Consider the following 16,519-nt stretch of genomic DNA (forward strand, 5'->3'; position numbering starts at 1 on the left):
CCAGGCCCGCCCTGGCTGGATCCTGCTTTGGGCGTGAACACGCGGCGCTGGGGGATGGTGGCGTCGCGGTTGGTTCCGTGGCGTTAATTCGTAGTCGATTATAGGCAGTTTTCTGTGCAACGCAGCAAGAATTTCAAACAAGCGACTGCTTTGTATATCCAATGCACCAGAAAGCAACAGCGGCGTTGTAGTGTCGCAACCGGTCACTACACGCCGCCTCTGCCCTTGAATAAACCCGATGGCGGCCCCATCTGCCCGCTATCTTCAACGGAGGTTGCCATGCAAAACGACAGCCCAAATCAGGAAGCCATGCAGGATCAAGAACTTGGAAATACCGGCGAGGCCGCTGACGGCGCTGTGAGCGCCGAAAGCCTCGAAGCCCAGGTGGCCGCGCTCGAAGTGCGAGTGGCTGAATTGCAGAGCGCACTGCTCTATACCAAGGCCGAGACCGAAAACGTGCGTCGCCGTGCCCAGGACGATATCGCCGCAGCGCACAAATACGCAGTCAGCAAGTTCGCCACCGAATTGCTGCCGGTCAAAGACACGCTGGAAATGGCGCTCAAGGACAACAGCTCGATCGAGAACATCAAGATGGGCGTCGAGATGACGCTCAGAAACCTGAGCAGCGCCTTCGAGAAGGTCAATCTCAAGGAGATCGACCCAGTCGGCGACAAGCTCGACCCCAACCGCCACCAGGCCATGGGCATGGTCGAGTCCGACGCCGAGCCCAATACGGTGGTCAGCGTGATGCAGAAAGGCTATGTGCTCGCCGATCGCGTACTGCGTCCGGCCATGGTGGTGGTGGCAAAGCCCAAGTCGGCTGCCGAATAAACAGGAAAAATAACCGCCAAAGCTCTGCTAGATGGCATGCGCATCAGATTGATTTTGGAAAAACAGCTTCCATTTTCAGTGCTGATATGGGCCCGGCCGACAGTGATGGTGCCGGCAGCGCAACAGGGGACTTGAAACCGTTTACGGCATCCCCACTTAGCGGACAAGGTTATTCAGTCAGTGCCGGACCCGCGCCGGCTCAGAGAGAGGATTCAGAACATGGGCAAAATCATCGGTATCGACCTGGGTACGACCAACTCCTGCGTCGCAGTGCTCGAAGGCGGTCAGGTCAAGGTTATCGAGAACAGCGAAGGCGCACGTACCACGCCGTCGATCATTGGCTACACCGACGACGAGATCCTGGTCGGCGCGCCGGCCAAGCGTCAGGCGGTGACCAACCCGCGCAATACGCTGTATGCCGTCAAGCGCCTGATCGGTCGTAAGTTCGAAGAGAAGGAAGTGCAGAAGGACATCGCCCTGATGCCCTACACCATCAGCCGCGCCGACAACGGCGACGCCTGGGTCGAGGTCAAGGGCAAAAAGATGGCCCCGCCGCAGATCTCGGCTGAAGTGCTGCGCAAGATGAAGAAGACCGCCGAAGACTATCTCGGCGAGGAAATCACCGAAGCCGTGATCACCGTGCCGGCCTACTTCAACGACAGCCAGCGTCAGGCCACCAAGGACGCCGGTCGTATCGCCGGCCTCGAAGTCAAGCGCATCATCAACGAGCCGACCGCAGCGGCACTCGCCTTCGGTCTCGACAAGAACGAGAAGGGCGATCGCAAGATCGCCGTCTATGACCTGGGTGGCGGTACCTTCGATATCTCGATCATCGAAATCGCCGACGTGGACGGCGACAAGCAGTTCGAAGTGCTCGCCACCAACGGCGATACCTTCCTGGGCGGCGAAGACTTCGACCAGCGTCTGATCGACTACATCGTCACCGAATTCAAGAAGGAACAGGGCATCGATCTCAAGAACGATGTGATGGCCCTGCAACGGCTCAAGGAAGCCGCCGAAAAGGCCAAGATCGAACTGAGCTCGAGCCAGCAGACCGAGATCAACCTGCCCTACGTCACCATGGACGCCACCGGTCCGAAGCACCTGGCGATGAAGATCACCCGCGCCAAGTTCGAAAGCCTGGTCGATGATCTGGTCGAGCGCACCATCGAGCCGTGCCGTATCGCCATCCGCGACGCCGGTCTCAAGGTCAGCGACATCCATGATGTGATCCTGGTCGGCGGCCAGACCCGGATGCCCAAGGTGATCGAGAAGGTCAAGGAATTCTTCGGCAAGGACCCGCGCCGCGACGTCAACCCCGATGAGGCGGTGGCCGTGGGCGCTGCGATCCAGGGTTCGGTGCTGTCGGGCGACCGCAAGGACGTGCTGCTGCTCGACGTGACCCCGCTGAGCCTCGGTATCGAGACGCTGGGTGGCGTGATGACCAAGCTGATCCAGAAGAACACCACCATTCCGACCAAGGCAAGTCAGGTGTTCTCGACTGCCGACGACAACCAGTCGGCCGTGACCATCCATGTGCTGCAAGGCGAGCGTGAGCGCGCGGCCGACAACAAGTCGCTGGGCCAGTTCAATCTCGAAGGCATCCCGGGCGCGCCGCGTGGCGTGCCGCAGATCGAGGTGATCTTCGATATCGACGCCAACGGCATCTTGCATGTGTCGGCCAAGGACAAGGCCACCGGCAAGGAGAACAAGGTCACGATCAAGGCCAACTCGGGTCTGGCGGAAGAAGAAATCCAGCGCATGGTCAAGGACGCCGAAGCCCATGCCGACGAAGACAAGAAGTTTGTCGAGCTGGTGCAGGCGCGTAACCAGGCCGATGCCCGTATCCACGCGGTGCAGAAGTCGCTGAGCGAGTTCGGCGACAAGATCGCCGCCGACGAGAAGGGTGCCATCGAAGCCGCCATCAAGGATCTCGAAGCCGTGCTCAAGTCCGACGACAAGGCAGCGATCGAGGCCAAGACCCAGGCGCTGGAGCAGGCTTCCCACAAACTGGCCGAGAAGATGTACGCGGCCCAGGAAGGCGCCCAGGCTTCCGGCGCGGCTGAACCGGCCGCGGCCAAGGACGATGGCAATGTGGTCGATGCGGAATTCACCGAGGTGAAGGACAACAAGCAAGCGTAGTAAGCTGTGCACCGCCCGGATCGTTCCGGGCGGTCTTGCGTCTGACGGGCCGGTTGCGTCGGTCGGCATGGCCGAACGCCGTCGCCGGCCCGCAGTGCGATCGAGGCCGGCAGGCATCACTGTCCTGGAGGGACCATGCCGATAAGCAGTCCGCAGCGCTTGCAGTTTCCGCCCCGCAGTCTGTTCTTCACCACCCTGAAGCAGCGGGTCGATGCCTACCTCAGCGAGCCGGGTCGCCGTCCTACCGGTAACTGGCGTCTGTTTGCCAAGGCGATGCTGGCGCTGGCCATGATGTTCGGTGGCTATGCCTGGCTGGTATGGGGCGCGAGCGGTTGGTTCGAGGGGGCCCTGGCTGCTTTTGTTACGGTGCAGGGCATGGTGATGGTGGCGTTTGGCGTGATGCACGATGGCGCCCACGGCAGCATGTCGCGGCGGCGCTGGGTCAACTGGCTGGGCGGTGCCACCATGGATATCCTCGGCAGCAGCAGCATGCTATGGCGGCAGAAGCACAATATGCTGCACCACACCTATACCAATGTGGACGGACGCGACGACGATATCGCCCTGGGCAGCCTGATGCGCCTGTCGCCCAGTCAGCCGTGCCGGCCCTGGCACCGTTTGCAGCACTGGTATGCCCCGCTGCTCTACAGCCTGCTGTCGCTGTACCTGTTCGTCTTCAGCGATTTCCAGAAGGTGTTCAGCGGCAAGATCGGCGAGACGCCCTTGCAGCCGCGCCAGTGGTGGGAACTGCCGTATTTCTTCGGCGCCAAGCTGCTCTATATCGCCTATGCCCTGGTGCTGCCGATGTGGTTTCATCCGCCCTGGCTGGTGCTGGTCTACTTTATCGCGATGCACCTGCTGTTCGGTTTCACCCTGTCGCTGGTATTCCAGCTGGCGCATACGGTCGAGGGGGCGAGCTTTCCGCAGCCCGACCAGGACGGCAAGATGCCCTACGAATGGGCTGAACATCAACTGCTGACCACGGCCAATTTCGCGCCGGGCAGCCGTCTGGTGAATTTCTATACCGGCGGGCTCAACCATCAGGTCGAGCACCACTTGTTCCACAAAGTCAGCCACGTCCATTACCCGGCGATCAGCCGTATCGTGCGCGACACCTGCCGCGAATTCGGCGTCGCCTACCAGTCTTTCGGCTCGGTCGGGGCTGCCGTGGCGGCACATTTCCGCTTCCTGCGCACCATGGGCCTGCCCCAGCCGGCGCAGCAAGGTAACTGATCATGGCAAAACGCGATTTTTACGAAATTCTGGGCGTCAACCGCGACGCGAGCGAAGAAGACATCAAGAAGTCCTATCGCAAGCTGGCGATGAAGTACCACCCCGACCGCAACCCCGACAGCAAGGAAGCGGAAGAAAAGTTCAAGGAGGCCAAAGAGGCCTACGAGGTGCTCACCGACAGCCAGAAACGGGCCGCCTATGACCAATACGGCCATGCCGGGGTCGATCCGCAGGCCGGGATGGGCGGTGGCGCCGGCTTTGGCGGCTTTGCCGACGCCTTCGGCGATATCTTCGGCGATATCTTCGGTGGCGGCGGACGCGGGGGCCGCTCCAATGTCTATCGCGGCTCGGACCTGCGCTACAACCTCGAAATCTCGCTCGAGGAGGCGGCACGCGGCACCAATACCAAGATCAAGATCCCCACCCATACCGAGTGCGAGACCTGCCACGGCAGCGGCGCCAAGCCCGGCACCGAGCCCAAGACCTGCGGCACCTGCCATGGTCATGGTCAGGTCCGCATCCAGCAGGGCTTCTTCTCGCTGCAACAGACCTGCCCGACCTGTCATGGCGCCGGCAAGGTGGTGCCCGATCCGTGCCGTGACTGCCACGGCGCCGGCCGGGTCAAGACCCACAAGACGCTCGAAGTGAAGATTCCGGCCGGGGTCGATGAGAACGACCGCATCCGCCTGAGCGGCGAGGGTGAGCCGGGCGTCAACGGCGGGCCGGCGGGCGATCTGTATGTGGTGGTCCATATCAAGCCGCATCCGGTGTTTCAGCGTGATGCGTCCGATCTGCATTGCGAGATGCCGATCAGCTTCGCCACCGCGGCCCTCGGTGGCGAGATCGAGATTCCCACTCTCGACGGCGTCGCCAAGATCAAGGTCCCGGCCGAAACCCAGACCGGTCAGGTGTTCCGTCTGCGCGGCAAGGGCATCAAGGGACTGCGCAGCGCGATCAGCGGCGATCTGATGTGCCATGTGGTGATCGAGACCCCGATCAACCTGACCGACCGTCAGAAGGAGCTGCTGCGCGAATTCGAGAACATCAGCCTCGAAGACGATGCCAAGCATAATCCCAAGGCCAAGTCGTGGATGGAGAAGGTCAAGGACTTCTTTAATTAAAGAAAATTTTCTGCAAGGCAATCGCAAGCGATAGAGGGGTTTTTAAACAAAAAGCAAATTTTTCTGCAAGATTGCCACTGTGCCGGGGGCGTGCTGCGATCGATTCGTGGCGCGCCCCCGGCCTTTTCTGGCCGAGGTACCGACCGCCGGTCATATGGCCCCGGGCTATAAACAATCGGTAAATACATAACAATTGGCAATTGGAAAAGGACCTGAAAAAGCGATAGGCGTTTCTTTGCTGTGTAGTGACACTAAAATTAATATCCGATTAAATCGTCTTGATCGCCGTTTATTTGTTACAGAGTAAATGCACTATTCTTTTTCGATCTATCCGTCATTTTTTAAATTTTAAATCGAAACCTGTCAGATTTAGCAGTGGACTTTCTATTTCCAATCCCTAGAATGCCGGGGCGCTTGAGCAAGCCACTCAAGCGGTTGGCGGGCGGCCCTACCGGGACGCACGTTTCCGGTCGCCGTGCCTTATCCGGCACGGCCGGTCCGCGAGGTGGGTAAGGCCTTGCGGTTATTTTTGGAGTGAAGTGGAAAATGAAAGTCATGAAGTCGCTGATTCCCGCTCTGGTTGCCGGCGCCGCTTTATTGGGCCAGGCCGTGGCGGGCGATGGTCCCAATTCCGGTATTCCGGGCCATCTGCCGAAACCGGCCGGTAAGCCGAGCTGGTTCGATTCCAAAACCGGTAAAACCGTTGAAGTCAAGCTGGACGAATATTTCCAGGTTCGTGACGGCGAGCAGACCGATTGTCTGCGCCTGCTGGTCGATACCGGCGCCGGTCGTTTCGTGCTGGAACAACGTACGGCCCAGTCGCGTACTTTCGATAGCGAAAGCCGCACCCATATCGAGCCGGGCCGCTGGAATGTCTACGGCGAAGGCAAGTTGCTGTGCAAGGACTGCGAAGCCGTGCGCTACGGCCAAACCCAGTACAGCCTGCAAGGACCGCGTCTTTACAAGCATGTGCTGCAAATCGGCGGTAAGGATGGCAAAGGCCAACAGCGTTACTGGGAAGTAAGCTGGCCCTACACCGTGCCGACCCAGCCGATGGCGGCTTGCACCGCCCAGGCGGTGTAAGGCGGTCGACCAGCCGCCGCCCGTTCCTCGCGGGCAACAGAAGCCGGTCTTTCCCCGGATCGGACCCTCTGACGATTTCCTGGTCATTGCGTCCCGGCGTTATCCCCTGACGCCGGGGCGTTTCTGGCTTCAATCCTCTCGGTTTTCCTCCCTACTGTCAGTCACGGCCCGGTTTGCTATCCTGGCCCGGTTTTCCCTGGCACAAAGGAAGTCCATGACCATGCTGGAGCAGTGGCACGCCCTATGGCGCAGCCTGGGTGCCGAGGCGGGCGATGAGGCCGAATACCGGCGGCTGCTCACGGCCTATGCCGAGCCGCAGCGCCACTACCATACCCGCCAGCATCTCGACGAGTGTCTGCACCATCTGGCCGAAACCCGATCGCTGGCCCTGCACCCGGCCGAGGTCGAGCTGGCCCTGTGGTACCACGATGCAGTCTATCAGCCGCGTCAGCCCGATAACGAGGCGCGCAGCGCCGACTGGGCGGTTCAGGCACTCCAGGCGCAAGGCATCGATCAGGATGTCGCCGGACGGGTCCGGGCCCTGATCATGGCCACCTGCCATCAGGCGCTGCCGCAGGAGCCCGATGCGATGCTGCTGGTCGATATCGATCTGGCCATCCTCGCCGCGCCTGCCGAGCGCTTTGCCGAGTACCAGACCCAGGTGCGCGCCGAATACCGCTGGGTGCCCGGTTTCCTGTTCCGCCGCAAACGGGCGGAGATTCTGCGTGCCTTTCTGGCGCGGCCAAGGCTGTTTCAGACCGACTGGTTCTTCAGCCATTACGAGGCGCAGGCCCGGGCCAATCTGGCGCAGGAGCTGGCGGTGCTGACCGGCTGACGCGGCAGGGAAGGCGCGGCAGTTTTGCCGGGCGCGATTTCCTCCGGAACCAATCTCAGGCGGCAGCGGTCTTTTCTGGACGTATCGGCGAATTGATTCGTTGTTCCAGTCTGCCGGACAGGGGGGGCGCCCCCTAGCGAGTCAATTCCCCTCTACGGTTTTCTCCGTTGTTCAATTTGTAGCCCGGTCAGTTGCCGGGCTTTTCTTTTTGTCTTTCCGGCAGTGAGCTGCATCAGCTTATTAATTTATTCGTTCTATCGATTTTTGGGTGGAGATCACCCTCATGCCGCCAATTCCAGCCTTACTCGATTTTTTTGGCGGAAAAATTGATTTATGGTTTGAAATCGCGCCAATAGACAAAGCAAGTGGTCAGAGAGACTGAAATTCTTGTTGCTGGGCTATGCCAATGGTATAGTATGGCCCGCTGCTTGCAGCGCCAGGGCGCGGCATTTGGGCCGTGTTTGGAGGTCCGATAAAAAGAACCATCATCAAAGCCATCCCCCGATGGCTTTTGTTTTGACGAAGCTGGCGATGGCTGGAATATTGCGTATTCCAATAAAATTGTACGGCATGACAGAATTCGATAGAAAAACGCTATTTGATCATCTTTGTTTGGCAAGGCTTTGTTGGATAGTTAAGACCGGTAGGACCACCGTATTGGGAGACAGCGATGAATGTGGCTGAACTCGATGAATTACCCATGTATTTCTGCTGTGAAAACCTCGATGACCGCGACTGGCGCGGTGCCGTATTGCGTGGTGCGGTATTCGAAGGCGTGTCGATGTGCGACACCCGTCTGGCCCACGCCGATCTGAGCGGTGCCGAATTCTATCTGTGCATGGGCGCCGGCGAAGTCTTCAGAAACGCCACCCTGTGCGATGCCCGCTTTCTGGGCGGCCGCTTTGAAGGCGTCAGCTTTGCCGGGGCCGATCTGCGTAATGCCGCCTTCTGTAAGGACGAGCTTGATAATTACGTCATCCTGTGTGGCGCGGATTTTACCGATGCCCTGCTCGACGGCGCCGTATTCGACGGCGCGGTCTATAACGCTGCCACGCGCTTTCCGCCGGGTTTTGAGCCTGAATTGCGCGGGTTTGTCCGGATGAGTCTGTTATAAAGCGCACTGCACCAGCAATACCCGGCATGATTTTCCAGCAGGGACAATGGAAAATATAAGCTGCCGGCCGCATCGAGCTTTTTATTGAGCCGCTTGTTGAAAGCGGCTTTTGATTTTCTAAGGCAGGCGGATTGACGGCGATTCCAGGTGGGGCTTGGATCGTTGTTGCGGCGGAGAGAGAAATGGGTGCAGCCGGCTCAATTAAAAAATCCGGGCTGATGGCAGCCCGGATTTTTTATTCCCCAGCATCAGGGAGTAATCATGCATTGCAGGCTCCGCGTCTCCAGCTTGCCCTTGCCGAGCCGGAAGCGGATCTGTGCCGAGGCCACGCTCTCGCCGGCCGAATGCTTGATCTGCACTTCGCACTGATCGGCCTTGCACAGGCCAGCGACGGTATTGTCACCGCGATACAGATAGCCCAATTGCATCGCCAGCAGATCCTTGACCTTGGCCGGACCTTTCTGCCCGTACAGCCCTTCGCAACCCGACTTGGCCGGCACCGTCTCGTTGGCGGCCGCAAGCAGGTGGCGCAGGGCCTCGACGCTCTTGTCGGGGTCCGGCGGATCGGCCTCGACGGCGAAGGCTGGCGTCAGCAACAGCGTGCCGATCAGCAGGACCTGGCGTAGCCCGTTCATGCCACGACTCCGTAATAGAGCGAAATATCGTTGCCGGCGTAAGCGTGCTTGAACTTGTTGTGGAAGGCTTCCACGGTCGGGTCGCACACGACTTTGTCCTGCGAATTGGAATAGTGATAGACCTTGCCGCCGAAATGGATGCCGACGTGTTTCTGCGGCACGCTGCCCATCACATTGCCGACCACATTGCGAGCCGACAGCACGAAGATCAGCAGGCCGTCGGCAGCAGTGGGACGGTCGGCCCAGGGGCCGCGGCTGTTGAGGCTGTTGTAGAGCTCGTTACAACGGATCGAGGCGCCGGTGCGTCGAGTGCTGTATTGCATATCGCCGCACAGCGTGCCATGGGCCAGATTGAGCACATGGCTGACGAAATGGGCGCAATGGTTGGCATCAGCGGGGGCGTAGTTGTTACCGCAGATATCGCCAATCGTCTGGTCGACATATCCCTGCAAAGTGGCTTGAGTAATAGGCATGATTTCTCCGATGCGTTTGGGAATATAAGAAGTAGAGAAATCGACCGAAGTCGAATGGAACAGCCGGGAAACTACGGCGCTGAAACTAGTCCATAGTCCGAGAATGTGTCAATCGGTGAATATTTACCCAAAAAGCGAATTAAAAAATAATTTTTCTTGAATATTCAACCTTTTCAGACTGGCAGCCATTTTCATGGCTCATCAACAAGTTGGCGGCCAGGCGCTATTCCTGAAAGCAAGCGATATTTTCCCACTGGCCCCGTCCTGCTGGACGACCAGGCATGGTCCTGGCTGGGGAAATACCCCATCTATTGCCAATGGAAAATAATAGGAAAAACCGCTGCAAGAACTGTAGCGGTTAATAGAGGAAGGGGAAAAATTACTGCTTGGCTATTTAGCCAAGCCCAGCGAGCAGTTGCGCCAGCTCGACTGCCGAGCGCACTTCCATTTTGGTAAAGACATTGGCGCGGTGGACTTCGACGGTCCGCACCGTGATCTGCAATTCATCGGCGATCTGCTTATTGAGCTTGCCGGCCAGCACCTGCTGCATCACTTCGCGCTCGCGTGGCGATAGCCGGGCCAGTCGGGCTTGCAGCGCTGCCGTGCCCTGGCGGACTTGCCGGCGCTGGGCGATCTGCGCCAGCGCCTGGTCGAGTTTGTGCAGCAGCTCCTCTTCGCGGCAGGGCTTTTCCAGGAAATCGAAAGCGCCTTGCTTGACCGCCTGCACGGCCATCGGAATATCGCCGTGGCCAGACAGGAACAGCACGCTGAGTTCGCTGCCGCGCTGGCACAGCCGGTCGAAGACATCAAGTCCGCTCAGGCCGTCCATGCGCACGTCGAGAATGACGCAGCCGCTGCTTTGCGCCTCGAGCGCGGCGAGAAATGCCTCGCCCGAGGCGAAGGCGCGGACCGGGTGGCCGTGGGCTTGCAACAGCAGCGCCAGGGCATCGCGCACGGCGGCGTCGTCATCGACCACATAAACGGTATCGGGGCGGTGGGAAGTGGTCATTTCGGTAAGGTGAAGTGGAAAAGTGTGCCGCCTTCGGGCGGCGACTCGAACCAGAGCCGGCCATGGTGGTTCTCGATGATCGAGCGGCAGATATTGAGCCCCATGCCCATCCCGAGCGGCTTGGTGGTGTAGAACGCCTCGAACAGATGCTCGGCGGCGTCGCGGCTGATACCGCTGCCATGGTCACGCACGCTGACGCGCACGCCCTGTTCCTCCAGCATGGTCGATACCTCGACCACCCGCTGCTCGCTGGCGACATTATCGCTGGCGTCGAGCGCGTTGCGGATCAGGTTTAACAGCACTTGTTCCAACAAGATCCGATCGGCCGATAGCGTCAGCCCCTCCGCGCCGAGCCGGGCGACGATCCGTGCGCCGCGACTGCGGGCGTCGCCGTCAGCCAAGCCAATCGCATCTTCCACCACCTCGTCGAGCTGGCAAGGCTCGTGATGCGGGGTGCGGCGGCGGACGAACTCGCGGATGCGCCGCACGATCTGCGCTGCCCGCTGTGCCTGTCCGGCGATCTTCTCCAGGATCGGCCGCACCTGCTCGACATCGCCCTGAACCGTCAACTGCCGTGCGGCGCTGGCATAGCTCGACATGGCCATCAGCGGCTGGTTGATCTCATGCGCCAGCGTCGAGGCCATCTCGCCCATGCTGACCAGTCGGGCGGTCTGTTGCAGTTTCTCTTCCTGCTGGCGGGCAAACGCTTCGGCCCGTTTCTGTTCGGTGATATCAACCACCGAACTGAGCCAGCCCGTATGGCGCCCCTCGGCATCGATCAAGGGCGCCGTATAGATCATGGTATGCACCACCCGGCCGTCATGATGGCGGAAGCGGGCCTCCTGGCCGGCGACCGGGGCCACATGCGGTTGCAGGGTCTCGGGGCTGTCCGGTTCCCAGTAAGGGTAGGGCGGCAGACAGCCGATCAGCGCCTCGGCCGGGTAGCCGACCATTTTGCACAGCGCCGGATTGACATAGACGATGCGCCCATCGAGATCGCGCGCCCGCATGCCGACCGAGAGCGAATCCTCCATCGCCTTGCGAAACGCGTATTCAGCCTGGAGTGCCGCCTCGGCCTGGAGTCGCCGTTGCAGATGGCGCCGCAGCCGCCACCAGCTGTACAGCACCACGGCGGCCAGCCCGATCACCGCAGCGAGCAGCAGATTGCGCAATAGGCCCGTGCTGGCCGGATAGGCACTGACTTTGAGCAGCAGCCCCTTGCCCGGTGGTTCGAGCGCCAATTGATAGGTCAGCGGCGTGGCGCCGGTTTCGATATTGGATTTGCTGGCCAGTACCCGGTTATCGCGGTCGAGCAGTTGCAACCGGTATTTGACGGTAAACCACCACGGCACCTGGGTGGCGATCAGCTTGGGCAGCGAGATCAGGCCGACGCCGAATTCGTCCTGCTCGGGCACCACCAGGGCCAGCATGGCTTCCTGGCCGTCCCAGAACACCTCGCTATAGACGGGCCGGCCGGTGGCGGCCGCCAGTTTCAAGGCATCATCGAGCGGCAGCTCGGGTTGCGGACCGAGGCTGAAGCGGCGCCGATGCGCCGTATCAAACAGCTGCACCCCGGTGACGCCGGGGCTGCCCGCCAGCAGCAGGGTGGCGCGGTCGCGAAAACCGGCTTCGTCGACCTTGCCTTCATGGTCGGCGCGCGCGAGCGCCTGGAGGCGTTCCTGCGCCTGGTCGAACTGGAAATGGAGATTCTGCTCCATCCACAGCACATCGGTAATCAGGACCGAGCGCTGCTCTTCGAGCGCGTCGCGCTGCGAGTACCACAGCAGTCCGGCGACGGCCAGCACGAACAGGGCCAGGGCGATGCGCGGCCAGAGCCAGAGGAAGCGATTGGTCGGGGGAACAAGCGAAGAAAGCGGCAACGGATTCATGGCGCTATCCTAGTGGATCGCCCGGAGCGACCGATTGTGGCTAACCACAATTCGCCTTCCCACAATTGAAGGCGCGCGGCCGGGCGGCGAACAATCAATATCAGAATTCCCCAAACGAGGAGACTCACCATGAAACGCCGTACCCTGCTTGCCGCTGCTGTGGCGCTGGCCTGTTCCAGCGCCGCGTTTGCCGCGGGTCCCATCGTGATCAAATTCAGCCATGTGGTGGCCGTCGATACGCCCAAGGGCCGTGCCGCGCTGCATTTCAAGAAACTGGCCGAGGAACGCACCCAGGGCCGGGTCAAGGTCGAGGTCTATCCGAACAGTCAGCTCTACAAGGACAAGGAAGAACTCGAAGCGCTGCAACTGGGCGCCGTGCAGATGCTGGCGCCGTCGCTGGCCAAGTTCGGTCCGCTCGGGGTCAAGGAATTCGAGGTGTTCGATCTTCCTTATATTTTCGACAACTATCAGGAACTGCACAAAGTCACCGAAGGCCCGATCGGCCAGGGCCTGCTGAAGAAGCTCGACAGCAAGGGCATTACCGGTCTTGCTTTCTGGGATAACGGTTTCAAGCAGTTCAGCGCCAACAAGCCGCTCAAGGCGCCGGCCGACTTCCGTGGCGTCAAGCTGCGTATCCAGTCGTCCAAGGTGCTCGATGCCCAGATGCGGGCGCTGGGTGCGCTGCCGCAGCAGATGGCGTTCTCCGAGGTCTATCAGGCCTTGCAGACCGGCGTGGTGGACGGCACCGAAAACCCGCCCTCCAATTTCTACACCCAGAAAATGCATGAGGTGCAGAAATTCCTGACCATGAGCGACCACGGTTATCTGGGCTATGCCGTGATCGTCAACAAGCGCTTCTGGGACGGCCTGCCGCCCGATATCCGCACCGCACTCGACGGGGCGATGAAGGAAGCGACCAAGTACGGCAACGATCTGGCCAAGACCACCAACGAGTCCGATCTGGCTGCCGTGCGCAAATCGGGCAAGACCCAGATCCTCACCCTGGCTCCGGCCGAGAAGCAGGCGTTGCGAAAGGCGCTGATTCCGGTGCACCGGCAGATGGAGGACCGGATTGGCCGTGAGCTGATCCAGGCCATCTACAAGGAAACCGGTTTCAACCCCAACGAGTGACCCTGTCACCGCCGGTCCACGTCGGTGGGCCGGCGCCGGAGCCTGTAATGAAATTCCTCGACCATATCGAGGAGTGGCTGATTGCGGCCCTGATGGGCGCAGCCACCCTCCTGATCTTTGTGGCGGTGGTGCACCGCTATGCCTCGGGCTGGGCCATTCCCGGCGTGCAGGACTGGTTGCTGCAACAGAACCTGGCCTGGGCGCAGGAGCTGTGCATCTATATGTTCGTCTGGATGGCCAAGTTCGGTGCCGCCTACGGGGTGCGCACCGGCATCCACGTCGGCGTCGATGTGCTGATCAACCGGCTCGAGCCGCGCTGGCACAAGCTGTTCATCCTGATTGGTCTGTTTGCCGGCGCCCTGTTCACTGCCATCGTCGGCACGCTGGGCGCGACCTTTGTCTGGGAGATCGCCCATACCGAGCAGACTTCGCCCGATCTCGAAATGCCGATGTGGCTGGTCTATCTGGCCGTGCCGTGCGGTTCCTTCCTGATGTGCTTCCGTTTCCTCCAGGTGGCCTGGGGCTTCTGGCGGCGTAACGAGCTGCCGCGTCATGACCACGGTCATGTCGAAGGGCTGGACGAAGAACTCGAAAAAGGAGCACGCGCATGAGCTCGCTGATGCAACCGGCCAATGCCCGGCCGATCTCGATCAAGGTGCCGCTGGTACTGCTGGCCATTCTGGCCGTCACGGCCGTGGCAGGCGGCAATAAGGCGCTGATCTTCTGTCTGCTGGTCGGTCTGATGCTGACCGGGATGCCGATCTCGATTGCGCTGGGCCTCACTGTCCTGACCTTCCTGTTCACCATGACCGAGGTGCCGATCGAGTCGGTGGCACTCAAGCTGTTCACCGGGATCGAGAAGTTCGAGATCATGGCCATTCCGTTCTTTATCCTGGCCGGGAATTTCCTGACCCACGGCGGGGTGGCGCGGCGGATGATCAATTTCGCCACCAGCATGGTCGGCCACTGGCACGGTGGGCTGGGATTGGCCGGCGTGATGGCCTGTGCCCTGTTTGCGGCGGTGTCGGGGTCAAGCCCCGCCACGGTGGTGGCCATCGGCGCGATCATGTTGCCGGCGATGGTGAAACAGGGTTTCCCGCCGCGTTTCGGCGCCGGGGTGATCACCACGTCGGGTGCACTGGGCATTCTGATTCCGCCCAGCATCGTGATGGTGATGTACTCGGTGGCGACCAATACCTCGGTGGGGGCGCTGTTTATGGCCGGGGTGATTCCGGGCCTGATGCTGGCCACCTTGCTGGGCGTCACCACCTGGTGGCGTGCCCGCAAGAACAACTATCCGCGTATGCCCCGCGCCAGCTGGGGCGAGCGTTTCAAGGCGCTGCGCGAGTCGTTCTGGGGCTTGCTGCTGATCGTGGTGGTGATGGGCGGGATCTACAAAGGCCTCTTCACCCCGACCGAAGCGGCGGCGATGAGTGCGGTCTATGCCTTTGTGGTGGCGGTGTTCGTCTACCGCGACCTGCCGCTCAAGCGGCTGCCCAAGGTGCTGCTCGACTCGGCCAGCATGAGCGCCATGCTGCTGTATATCATCACCAATGCGGTGCTGTTCTCGTTCCTGATGACCCACGAGAATATTCCGCAGGAGATGGCGGACTGGCTGCTGTCGATGGGTCTGGGGCCGATTGCCTTCCTGCTGGCGGTCAATGCCTTGCTGCTGCTGGCGGGCAATGTGATGGAGCCGTCGAGCATCGTGCTGATCATGGCGCCCATCCTGTTCCCGGTGGCGATGAAGCTCGGGATCGATCCGGTCCATTTCGGCATCGTGATGACGGTCAATATGGAAATCGGCATGTGCCACCCGCCGGTGGGCTTGAACCTCTATGTGGCGAGTGGCGTGACCAAGATGGGGATCACCGAGCTGACCATTGCGGTCTGGCCATGGTTGCTGACCATGGTGGTGTTCCTGGTGCTGGTGACCTATGTGCCGCAGATCTCGCTGTGGCTGCCACGGACGCTTGGCATGCTGTAAGCGGGACGACCGGTCTGGTCAAGGTGCATGGTGGCTTAAGCCACCATGCACTTTTTTGTTTTTTGGTTTTTGTTCAGCAATAGATCTTGCGAGGATTTTGCGGAATTTTTTATTTTTATCCGTTCGTCCGCCTACTGCATAAACCAGCCATGGCTGACCACAAACGACTGGCCGGTCAGGGCATTGCCTGGAAAGCTCGCCAGGAAGGTAACGACCTCGGCCACTTCGTCGATGGTGGTGAACTGGCCGTCGACGGTATCTTTGAGCATCACCTGGCGGATGACTTCCTCTTCGCTCAGCCCAAGCGTCTTGGCCTGTTCCGGAATCTGCTTATCGACAAGCGGGGTGCGCACAAAGCCCGGGCAGACCACATAGGCGCGTACGCCGCGCTGGGCGCCTTCCTTGGCAACCGTGCGGGCCAGTCCCAACAGGCCGTGTTTGGCGGCGACATAGGCGGATTTGAGTTTGGAGGCCAGGTGGGAGTGGACCGAGCCGGTATAGATGATGGCGCCGCCGCGACCGCTGCTGTACATATGGCGGATGGCGGCCTGAGTGGTCAGGAAGGCACCGTCGAGGTGGATCGACTGGACGCGCCGCCATTCGTTGAAGGTGAATTCCTCGATCGGGTGGACGATCTGGATGCCGGCGTTGGACACCAGGATATCGATGCTGCCGAACACATCGACGGTGTGCTGGATGCCGGCGTTGACGGCGTCCTCGTTGGCCACGTCCATGGCGACGCCCAGTGCGCGTCCGCCCTCGGCGGCGATCGAGGCGGCGACTTGTTGGGCGCCGGCGAGGTTGAGGTCGGCGATGCCGACGGCCGCACCGGCCTGCGCCAGCCAGCGGGCACAGCCCTCGCCGATGCCGCTGGCGGCACCGGTCACCAGGGCCACTTTGCCTTCCAAGTTGTAACGGGACATGGGGTGTTCACTCCTTGGGATTGTTATTGAAGGGAACTCGACGGGCAGAGACACCCGCGGGGCGCGCCGTCAGGCAGTGGCGTTTTCTTTTCATATGTATACCAATCCCGCAG

The 16,519-nt window shown here is 60.7% G+C and carries 15 protein-coding genes; 10 read left to right on the forward strand and 5 right to left on the reverse strand.

What is annotated here, in order from left to right:
• Window positions 1-279: 279 nt before the first annotated feature.
• From grpE to ACFOW7_RS18695, 7 genes are all read left to right on the forward strand, one after another.
• Window positions 280-831 carry a nucleotide exchange factor GrpE gene (gene grpE / locus ACFOW7_RS18665; protein ID WP_378167215.1) on the forward strand — a complete coding sequence of 184 codons (552 nt, stop codon included), beginning with the start codon at window positions 280-282 and terminating at the stop codon, window positions 829-831.
• A 219-nt stretch (window positions 832-1,050) separates the two neighbouring features.
• The gene (gene dnaK, locus ACFOW7_RS18670; protein WP_378167217.1) at window positions 1,051-2,973 is read left to right on the forward strand and encodes a molecular chaperone DnaK; all 1,923 of its coding nucleotides are present in this window, start codon (window positions 1,051-1,053) and stop codon (window positions 2,971-2,973) included.
• Between the two features lie 135 nt (window positions 2,974-3,108).
• Window positions 3,109-4,206, forward strand: coding sequence for a fatty acid desaturase family protein (locus ACFOW7_RS18675; RefSeq protein WP_378167219.1), 1,098 nt, complete (start codon window positions 3,109-3,111; stop codon window positions 4,204-4,206).
• A gap of 2 nt (window positions 4,207-4,208) precedes the next feature.
• Window positions 4,209-5,327 carry a molecular chaperone DnaJ gene (gene dnaJ, locus ACFOW7_RS18680; RefSeq protein WP_378167221.1) on the forward strand — a complete coding sequence of 373 codons (1,119 nt, stop codon included), beginning with the start codon at window positions 4,209-4,211 and terminating at the stop codon, window positions 5,325-5,327.
• Window positions 5,328-5,882: 555 nt separating this feature from the next.
• Window positions 5,883-6,410 carry a hypothetical protein gene (locus ACFOW7_RS18685; protein ID WP_378167223.1) on the forward strand — a complete coding sequence of 176 codons (528 nt, stop codon included), beginning with the start codon at window positions 5,883-5,885 and terminating at the stop codon, window positions 6,408-6,410.
• A 214-nt stretch (window positions 6,411-6,624) separates the two neighbouring features.
• On the forward strand, window positions 6,625-7,245 hold the full coding sequence (locus ACFOW7_RS18690) for an HD domain-containing protein (RefSeq protein ID WP_378167225.1): 621 nt from the start codon (window positions 6,625-6,627) through the stop codon (window positions 7,243-7,245).
• A gap of 670 nt (window positions 7,246-7,915) precedes the next feature.
• Window positions 7,916-8,359, forward strand: coding sequence for a pentapeptide repeat-containing protein (locus tag ACFOW7_RS18695; RefSeq protein ID WP_378167227.1), 444 nt, complete (start codon window positions 7,916-7,918; stop codon window positions 8,357-8,359).
• Window positions 8,360-8,607: 248 nt separating this feature from the next.
• On the opposite strand, the gene ACFOW7_RS18700 is transcribed toward ACFOW7_RS18695, so the two are convergent.
• The 4 genes from ACFOW7_RS18700 to ACFOW7_RS18715 all read right to left on the reverse strand — a co-directional run bounded on the left by ACFOW7_RS18700 (window position 8,608) and on the right by ACFOW7_RS18715 (window position 12,365).
• The gene (locus tag ACFOW7_RS18700) at window positions 8,608-8,994 is read right to left on the reverse strand and encodes a hypothetical protein (protein ID WP_378167229.1); all 387 of its coding nucleotides are present in this window, start codon (window positions 8,992-8,994) and stop codon (window positions 8,608-8,610) included.
• Window positions 8,991-9,467, reverse strand: coding sequence for a hypothetical protein (locus ACFOW7_RS18705; RefSeq protein ID WP_378167231.1), 477 nt, complete (start codon window positions 9,465-9,467; stop codon window positions 8,991-8,993). The genes ACFOW7_RS18700 and ACFOW7_RS18705 overlap by 4 nt, the downstream gene beginning before the upstream one ends.
• 394 nt (window positions 9,468-9,861) lie before the next feature.
• Complete coding sequence (locus ACFOW7_RS18710; RefSeq protein WP_378167235.1) at window positions 9,862-10,476, reverse strand: response regulator transcription factor; 615 nt, start codon at window positions 10,474-10,476, stop codon at window positions 9,862-9,864.
• Window positions 10,473-12,365, reverse strand: coding sequence for a PAS domain-containing sensor histidine kinase (locus ACFOW7_RS18715; protein ID WP_378167237.1), 1,893 nt, complete (start codon window positions 12,363-12,365; stop codon window positions 10,473-10,475). The genes ACFOW7_RS18710 and ACFOW7_RS18715 overlap by 4 nt, the downstream gene beginning before the upstream one ends.
• A 129-nt stretch (window positions 12,366-12,494) precedes the next feature.
• Here ACFOW7_RS18715 and ACFOW7_RS18720 point away from each other — a divergent pair, with 129 nt between their 5' ends.
• Genes ACFOW7_RS18720 through ACFOW7_RS18730 form a run of 3 tightly spaced genes read left to right on the forward strand, consistent with a single transcriptional unit; the run spans window position 12,495 to window position 15,483 of the window.
• Window positions 12,495-13,496, forward strand: coding sequence for a TRAP transporter substrate-binding protein (locus tag ACFOW7_RS18720; protein WP_378167239.1), 1,002 nt, complete (start codon window positions 12,495-12,497; stop codon window positions 13,494-13,496).
• A 47-nt stretch (window positions 13,497-13,543) separates the two neighbouring features.
• The gene (locus ACFOW7_RS18725; RefSeq protein ID WP_378167241.1) at window positions 13,544-14,107 is read left to right on the forward strand and encodes a TRAP transporter small permease; all 564 of its coding nucleotides are present in this window, start codon (window positions 13,544-13,546) and stop codon (window positions 14,105-14,107) included.
• Window positions 14,104-15,483 carry a TRAP transporter large permease gene (locus ACFOW7_RS18730; RefSeq protein ID WP_378167243.1) on the forward strand — a complete coding sequence of 460 codons (1,380 nt, stop codon included), beginning with the start codon at window positions 14,104-14,106 and terminating at the stop codon, window positions 15,481-15,483. The genes ACFOW7_RS18725 and ACFOW7_RS18730 overlap by 4 nt, the downstream gene beginning before the upstream one ends.
• Before the next feature lie 131 nt (window positions 15,484-15,614).
• Here the strand turns inward: ACFOW7_RS18730 and ACFOW7_RS18735 are convergent, their stop codons facing one another.
• Window positions 15,615-16,406: a 3-hydroxybutyrate dehydrogenase gene (locus ACFOW7_RS18735; protein ID WP_378167247.1), complete on the reverse strand. Its 792-nt coding sequence runs from the start codon at window positions 16,404-16,406 to the stop codon at window positions 15,615-15,617.
• Window positions 16,407-16,519 lie beyond the last annotated feature (113 nt).

The sequence above is a fragment of the Chitinimonas lacunae genome, assembly GCF_042650885.1.
Taxonomy (GTDB): domain Bacteria; phylum Pseudomonadota; class Gammaproteobacteria; order Burkholderiales; family Chitinimonadaceae; genus Chitinimonas_A; species Chitinimonas_A lacunae.

What these genes read in the sequence shown, in the direction of transcription:
- grpE (WP_378167215.1), top strand. Translation starts at nt 280, where the DNA reads ATGCAAAACGACAGCCCAAATCAGGAAGCCATGCAGGATCAAGAACTT.
- dnaK (WP_378167217.1), top strand. Translation starts at nt 1,051, where the DNA reads ATGGGCAAAATCATCGGTATCGACCTGGGTACGACCAACTCCTGCGTC.
- ACFOW7_RS18675 (WP_378167219.1), top strand. Translation starts at nt 3,109, where the DNA reads ATGCCGATAAGCAGTCCGCAGCGCTTGCAGTTTCCGCCCCGCAGTCTG.
- dnaJ (WP_378167221.1), top strand. Translation starts at nt 4,209, where the DNA reads ATGGCAAAACGCGATTTTTACGAAATTCTGGGCGTCAACCGCGACGCG.
- ACFOW7_RS18685 (WP_378167223.1), top strand. Translation starts at nt 5,883, where the DNA reads ATGAAGTCGCTGATTCCCGCTCTGGTTGCCGGCGCCGCTTTATTGGGC.
- ACFOW7_RS18690 (WP_378167225.1), top strand. Translation starts at nt 6,625, where the DNA reads ATGACCATGCTGGAGCAGTGGCACGCCCTATGGCGCAGCCTGGGTGCC.
- ACFOW7_RS18695 (WP_378167227.1), top strand. Translation starts at nt 7,916, where the DNA reads ATGAATGTGGCTGAACTCGATGAATTACCCATGTATTTCTGCTGTGAA.
- ACFOW7_RS18700 (WP_378167229.1), bottom strand. Translation starts at nt 8,994, where the DNA reads ATGAACGGGCTACGCCAGGTCCTGCTGATCGGCACGCTGTTGCTGACG.
- ACFOW7_RS18705 (WP_378167231.1), bottom strand. Translation starts at nt 9,467, where the DNA reads ATGCCTATTACTCAAGCCACTTTGCAGGGATATGTCGACCAGACGATT.
- ACFOW7_RS18710 (WP_378167235.1), bottom strand. Translation starts at nt 10,476, where the DNA reads ATGACCACTTCCCACCGCCCCGATACCGTTTATGTGGTCGATGACGAC.
- ACFOW7_RS18715 (WP_378167237.1), bottom strand. Translation starts at nt 12,365, where the DNA reads ATGAATCCGTTGCCGCTTTCTTCGCTTGTTCCCCCGACCAATCGCTTC.
- ACFOW7_RS18720 (WP_378167239.1), top strand. Translation starts at nt 12,495, where the DNA reads ATGAAACGCCGTACCCTGCTTGCCGCTGCTGTGGCGCTGGCCTGTTCC.
- ACFOW7_RS18725 (WP_378167241.1), top strand. Translation starts at nt 13,544, where the DNA reads ATGAAATTCCTCGACCATATCGAGGAGTGGCTGATTGCGGCCCTGATG.
- ACFOW7_RS18730 (WP_378167243.1), top strand. Translation starts at nt 14,104, where the DNA reads ATGAGCTCGCTGATGCAACCGGCCAATGCCCGGCCGATCTCGATCAAG.
- ACFOW7_RS18735 (WP_378167247.1), bottom strand. Translation starts at nt 16,406, where the DNA reads ATGTCCCGTTACAACTTGGAAGGCAAAGTGGCCCTGGTGACCGGTGCC.